General features: G+C 49.2%; 4 protein-coding genes. 2 read left to right on the top strand and 2 right to left on the bottom strand.

Features of this window, described 5'->3' with window-relative positions; genetic code table 11:
* Window positions 1-646 (top strand): HlyD family secretion protein (locus L696_RS0100845; protein ID WP_025681955.1); only part of this gene is annotated, 646 nt, incomplete at its 5' end.
* 1 nt (window position 647) lies between these two features.
* Window positions 648-1,871: an ABC transporter permease gene (locus L696_RS0100840; RefSeq protein WP_025681954.1), complete on the top strand. Its 1,224-nt coding sequence runs from the start codon at window positions 648-650 to the stop codon at window positions 1,869-1,871.
* Window positions 1,872-1,983: 112 nt separating this feature from the next.
* Here the strand turns inward: L696_RS0100840 and L696_RS0100835 are convergent, their stop codons facing one another.
* On the bottom strand, window positions 1,984-4,578 hold the full coding sequence (locus L696_RS0100835) for a glycine betaine ABC transporter substrate-binding protein (protein ID WP_025681953.1): 2,595 nt from the start codon (window positions 4,576-4,578) through the stop codon (window positions 1,984-1,986).
* Window positions 4,553-5,776, bottom strand: coding sequence for a quaternary amine ABC transporter ATP-binding protein (locus tag L696_RS0100830; protein ID WP_025681952.1), 1,224 nt, complete (start codon window positions 5,774-5,776; stop codon window positions 4,553-4,555). Before L696_RS0100830 ends, L696_RS0100835 begins: the two co-directional genes overlap by 26 nt.
* Window positions 5,777-6,000: the final 224 nt, after the last annotated feature.

Here is a 6,000-nt window from a genome sequence, read left to right as displayed (position 1 = left end):
GGAAAGCCGCAAGGAAGAAATTACGGCGGCTGAAGCACAATACCGTCAGGCATTGGCTGCGGTGAAGGAAGCACAGGCAGGAGCAGGTAAGGTTACTTTACAGCAAGAGGATGTCAAAGCCGCACAGGCTTCGGTAGAACAGGCGCAATCCGCTGTGAAGGCGGCGCAATCCACGGTAGAGCAGGCACAGTCGACGGTTGCAGGTGCCAACGCACAAGTAGCTCAGGCGGAAGCTGCCCTTCAGGAAGCTCAGACCTACTTGAGCTACACCACGCTACGCGCATCTGAGGACGGCATTGTAAAATCCAAATCGCTCAGCTTGGGCGAAATGGCCAGTGCAGGCTTCCCGGTCTATACGATTGAAACTTCGACGCAGCGTTGGGCCAAATTCTATGTGCCGGAAACGTCTTTGAACGGTCTTCAAGCAGGGGATACGGTGAAAGTTAAACTGCTGTCGGGCGGCAAGGAGCTGAAAGGTAAAGTTATTTTGCTGGAATCGGCTGCCGACTTCGCTATTCAAAAGCCGAGCCAAAGCTCCGGTGATAAGGATGTACGTTCCTTTGGCGTTAAAGTAGCGTTGCCTGATCTTGCGGCTTCGGTTCCGACAGGCTCCACGGTTCTGTTTACAGGCAAAGGGGCGCAGTAATATGCAGGATCAACAGGAAAGACTTCGTATCCGCGATGTGTTTCGTGAAGAATGGCTGAGCATCTTCCGGGATCGACGCTTTATGGCTATTCTGCTGATTACGCCGATTGTGTATACAATCATGTTCGGCTTTCTTTATTCTCATCAGCGGATTACTGAGATGCCTGTCACGGTGTATGACGGAGACAATTCACAGCTCAGTCGCCAGATCATTCAGGCGTTCGATGTGACAGATTCGTTTGCCGTTACACGGCATGCCACCAATCAGGAGGATGTGGTTCGTCAGGTGGAAACCGGGGAAGCCAAGGTCGGCATCGTCATTCCCGACAATTTCACCACCCGGCTTAAGCATGGGGAGAACCCGCCCGTGCTGACCCTGATTGACGGCAGTAACATGATGTATTCCAACAGCGCCAGCCGAATTGCCAATCAGGTCATTAGTAGCGTGAGCGCCGGGGTTTCGATCAATTCCATGAAGCAAAAGGGAATGAACGCCGATCAGGCCGCTTCAACGCTGAGTACCATCCCGTTCCGGTCCAGAGTGCTGTTCAACCCGGTATATGATTACAAGCTGTTCATGCCGTTAGGGGTCATTTCTGCGGCTCTCCAGCAGTGCTTGCTGCTCGGCATTGCGTTGTCCTGTACGCGGGATAAGGAGGCAGGGACTTGGGGAAGATTTGCCGCTTGGAAAAATACCCCTTGGCGACTCGGGATTGCCAAGCTGACACCGTATTATGTGGCGGGAGCCTTTAATGTGCTGACTGTATTCAGTATTAGCGCCCTATGCTTTGATATCCCGTTCAGGGGGCAGGTGCTGCCGCTGATTCTGGTGTCGCTGGCCTTTAACTTTGCCTTGTGTGGTTTAGGGTTCCTGTTCAGTCTCTTTTCCAAGACAAGAGTGGATGCGACCCAAACCCTCATGTTGATTGCCGTTCCTTCCTTTATGCTGTCAGGCTATACGTGGCCGCTGGAAGCCATGCCCGGCTTCTTGAGGGGGCTTGCTGAAATATTGCCACTGACGTATTTTCTGGATGCTGTACGCAATATTACCCTTAAAGGGCTGGATATCACGTTCGTTATCAAGGATACGATTGCGCTTGGCGTTATTGGCTGTGTAAGTCTGCTGGTATCCTTCGCCATCTATCCGCTATTTTTTAGACAGCGTCAGACAGCAGACCAGCATGCCGATGTGCCTGCTCAAGAGGGAGTTACACTTAAAGGCTAAAAAGATTAAGAGCGACCCTAAATATGTATGTATATTAAAAAGGCAGATCAGATTCTTACTCCTGGTCTGCCTTTTAGTTTTAAGTGCTATATCGTACTGGCTGAATGAAATATTATTGCGTCTTTAAGTCTTCAATAGAATCAATGGGTACGTAGGATGGAACTACGAGTCCAGACATAACGCCGGTCATGCTGGTTCCAATGTCGTCCACCTTATCCTTGTACTGAGCCCAGTAATCAGCATGCGTCAGTGGAAGCCAGGCAGCAGCGGTAGCATCCACACTCCCGCCTGCAACGCCTGTCCACATGGGGCCGATTTCTACCTGAAGGGCAGTCACTTTGTAGCCCAATTTTTGCTCCAATACATATTTTAATACATTCGTACTGGCAATTTCAGAATCCCACGCAGCGTAGCTGAGCTTCAAAGGATCGCCATGGACGGGCTGCAAGCCCTTGATCCATTCCTGCACCTTGTCTGGATGCTTATCGGCCCAGTTCTTGGCGGCCTGCTGCGGGGCAGTACCGTCCTGAATGGCGATCATCACTTCACCCATATCTTCGGCAGTCCACTTGAAGCGGCTTAGAAATTCATAAGCAACAGGAGCATCCTGTTTCAAGCCTTTGCGGGCAATCGTATGAATTTCTTCCTTATCACCATATGCCTTCTTAGGGTCCTTCAAGTATTTCAAATCATACTTGTTAAACATCCAGTGAGGAGTCCAGCCTGTTACAACGATGGGCTGCTTGGCCTTGATCGCTTTATCCAGTGTAGCTGTCATAGCAGCCCCGGAGCTTTCAAGCAGCTTCCAGTCGGACAGGCCGTAGTCTTTCATGGCTTTGGCGGTCAGCTTCATCAACCCGTCGCCGGGGGCGACACCGACAATACGGTATCCGACCTCCTTGCCAAAGTCCCCCGCAGCGGCAGAAGGAGCAGTCGAACCAGTTCCGTTGCCTTGTAAATCAGCAATAGATTTAACATTCATATAAGCTGGAACGACCAAGCCCGTTTTGACACCCGTCATATTAGCGCCCAGATCATCGAGCTTATCCTTGTATTTAGCCCAATAATCCGCATGTGTCAATGGCAGCCATGCAGCTGGTGAAGCATCCACATCACCACTGGCGACACCCGTCCACATTGGACCTGCTTCAACTTGCAACGCGGTCACTTTGTAGCCCAATTTGTTTTCCAAAATATATTTCAGCAAATTCGTGCTGGCAATTTCAGAATCCCAAGCCACATAACTCAGCTTGAAGGTGTCACCATTGACAGGCTGCAGTCCTTGGGTCCATTCCTGCACCTTATCGGCATGCTTTTCAGCCCAATCCTCGGCAGCTTGCTCAGGGCTGGTTCCGCCTTGAATAGCAACCATCATTTCACCCATGTCTTCCGGTGTCCATTTGAACCGCTTTAGAAACTCGTAAGCGATAGGAGCATCCTGTTGCAGTCCTTTACGGGCAATCGTATGAATACCCTCGGCCTCACCATAAGATTTTTTAGGGTCTTCCAAATATTTGAGATCATACTTGTTGAACATCCAGTGCGGCGTCCAACCTGTAATAATGATCGGTTTTTTCGCTTTTATGGCTTTGTCCAGTGTTGCAGTCATCGCTGCACCGGAACCTTCCACCAGCTTCCAGTCGGACAATTTGTAGTCCTTTAACGCCTTGGCAGTTGATTTCATAATACCTGCCCCGGCATCAATTCCGATAATTTTGTAGCCGACTTCTTCGCCAACCGGGTTGGCAGCAGCGTTTCCTTTGCCAGATGCAGAATGGTTCGATCCAACAAAATATTGCGATGCGCCAGCGATCAGAATGACAGCCGTAACCGCAGAGGTAATCCATACCTTTTGTTTGGTGGATACGCGGCTTTTGCCTCTTTTTGCTGGTTTGAACAGGTTCTGCGTGAAACGGTCAAGCACGATAGCCAGAACAACGACAGCCAATCCGGCCTCAAAACCTTTACCAATTTGCAGCTGTGTCACGGCACGGTAAACAACGGCACCAATACCTTCCGCACCGATCATAGAAGCAATAACAACCATAGATAGTGACAGCATAATCGTCTGGTTAATACCAGCCATCAAGGTTGGCATAGCCAGCGGCAGTTGTACTTTGAACAGCTTTTGCGCCGAGGTTGAACCGAATGCGTCGGAGGCTTCGACCAATTCACCCGACACTTGCATAATCCCCAAATTCGTCATGCGAATGGTTGGCGGGATCGCGAAGATAACAGATGCGATTACGCCCGGTACAACACCAAGGCTGAAAAAGGTAACCGCAGGCAGCAAATATACGAACGCAGGCATCGTCTGCATGAAATCAAGCAAAGGCGTAATAATACGTGACGCCGTTTTGCTATATGCACACCAGATCCCGATTGGAATCCCGATGACAATGGATACGAGTGCGGACGTAATGACCAGTCCGAGCGTATTCATCGTTTCGCTCCAATAGCCGAGATTATCAATTAGCAGGAAGCCGATGACGGTAAACAGCGTAAGCTGAACCCGGCCAATCATAAACGCGATAATCCCGATGATCACAATGAACACCAGAGGGTGCGGAAGCATGAACAGGCCAGAGAAAAAGCCTACAACAGCTTCAATAACAGAAGAAATAACATTAAACAATCCGGCCAGATGAATACCCATCCAGTCTACAATAGTCTGAATCCACTCAGCGATTGGCAGTTTCGGTATCAAGGACATTCACCTCCTTCGTGGTGGTTACATCTCCGCCAAGTGCGCCCAGCAAAGCTCCACGGACGATAACACCCAACAGCTTCTGTTTGTCATCGACCACAGCCAGAGGGACCTTGGACGAGCTTGTAATTTCGAACAAGTCATTAATGACGGTTTCAGCAGCAACCTGCGGTCCGTCCGTCATGAGAATATCTTCAATTTTCAAATTGTTGCGCAGCGCATGGACAGCATCTTCAGCATTGATAACGCCCAAAAGCCTCTTGGTGCGGTCAATGACGAACAGATTGGAAATCCCGCGTTCCCGCATCAATTCCAGAGCAACACGCGGACCGCGATCCATTGTGATCGTTTCTGGACGAAGCATGACATGAGCAGCCGTCAGTACCTTGGACAGATCCACGTCCTCGACGAAGCGGGCTACATAAGAGTTAGCCGGTTGGATCATAATTTCTTCCGGTGTACCGATCTGCACGACCGATCCGTCCCGCATCAATGCAATCCGGTCACCGATCCGCAGCGCTTCATCCAGGTCATGGGTAATAAACACAATCGTTTTCTTCATTTTATCTTGAAGCTCCAGCAGCTCATCCTGCATGTCACGGCGAATGAGGGGGTCCAGTGCGCTGAATGCTTCATCCATCAAAAGCACTTCAGGGTCATTAGCCAACGCCCGTGCCAGCCCGACACGCTGCTGCATACCGCCACTCAGTTCATCGGGCATTTTATCGCCCCAGTTTTTAAGACCAACCAGTTCCAACGCTTGCTGTGCTTTTTCCTGGCGTTTCGTTTTTTCTACCTTTTGTATTTCAAGGCCGTATTCTACATTTTCCAATACAGTCCGATGTGGGAACAGGGCGAATTTTTGAAAAACCATGCTGATGGTTTTACGGCGAACTTCGCGGAGTTGTTCTTTGTTCATCTTACGGAGATCCTTGCCGTGGACCAGAATTTCACCGGAGGTAGGCTCAATCAAGCGATTTAGCATTCGCACTAAAGTGGACTTGCCACTGCCTGAGAGGCCCATAATCACGAAAATTTCACCTTGCTTAATTTCCATGTTGGCCTTATTGACACCAACGGTAATTTGTTTTTCTTTCGCCAGCCTTTCCTTGCCCCAGCCTTGCTCCAGAAGCGGAACACCTTGCTCTGCGTGAGGACCAAAGAGTTTGCTGACATTTTTGACTTCCAAAATCGTCATACATACACCTCTTCTTTCTATACTTTGCTTGGTATTAACCCCGTGTTACATTAAGGAATGAGTATAAAAATCAACATTTTGAACATCCTGAACGGTTAATGACAAAATTAATTGTAACAGAAGCATTGCTTACTTTTCAAACAAAAAAACTGTTCATAAAGTACGTACAGAAAAAACTGTACAAAGTTTCCTGCCATATGCTCCTTTGTTCTTTAGAATGCTCA

It is taken from the genome of Paenibacillus maysiensis (assembly GCF_000520815.1).
GTDB classification, from domain to species: domain Bacteria; phylum Bacillota; class Bacilli; order Paenibacillales; family Paenibacillaceae; genus Paenibacillus; species Paenibacillus maysiensis.
The sequence above is the reverse complement of the archived record's forward strand: the minus strand, read 5'-3'. Positions and strand labels throughout refer to the sequence as shown.

Bases quoted from the DNA above. Each gene is read 5' to 3' on its own strand.
- L696_RS0100830 (WP_025681952.1), bottom strand. From the start codon at position 5,776: ATGACGATTTTGGAAGTCAAAAATGTCAGCAAACTCTTTGGTCCTCAC.
- L696_RS0100840 (WP_025681954.1), top strand. From the start codon at position 648: ATGCAGGATCAACAGGAAAGACTTCGTATCCGCGATGTGTTTCGTGAA.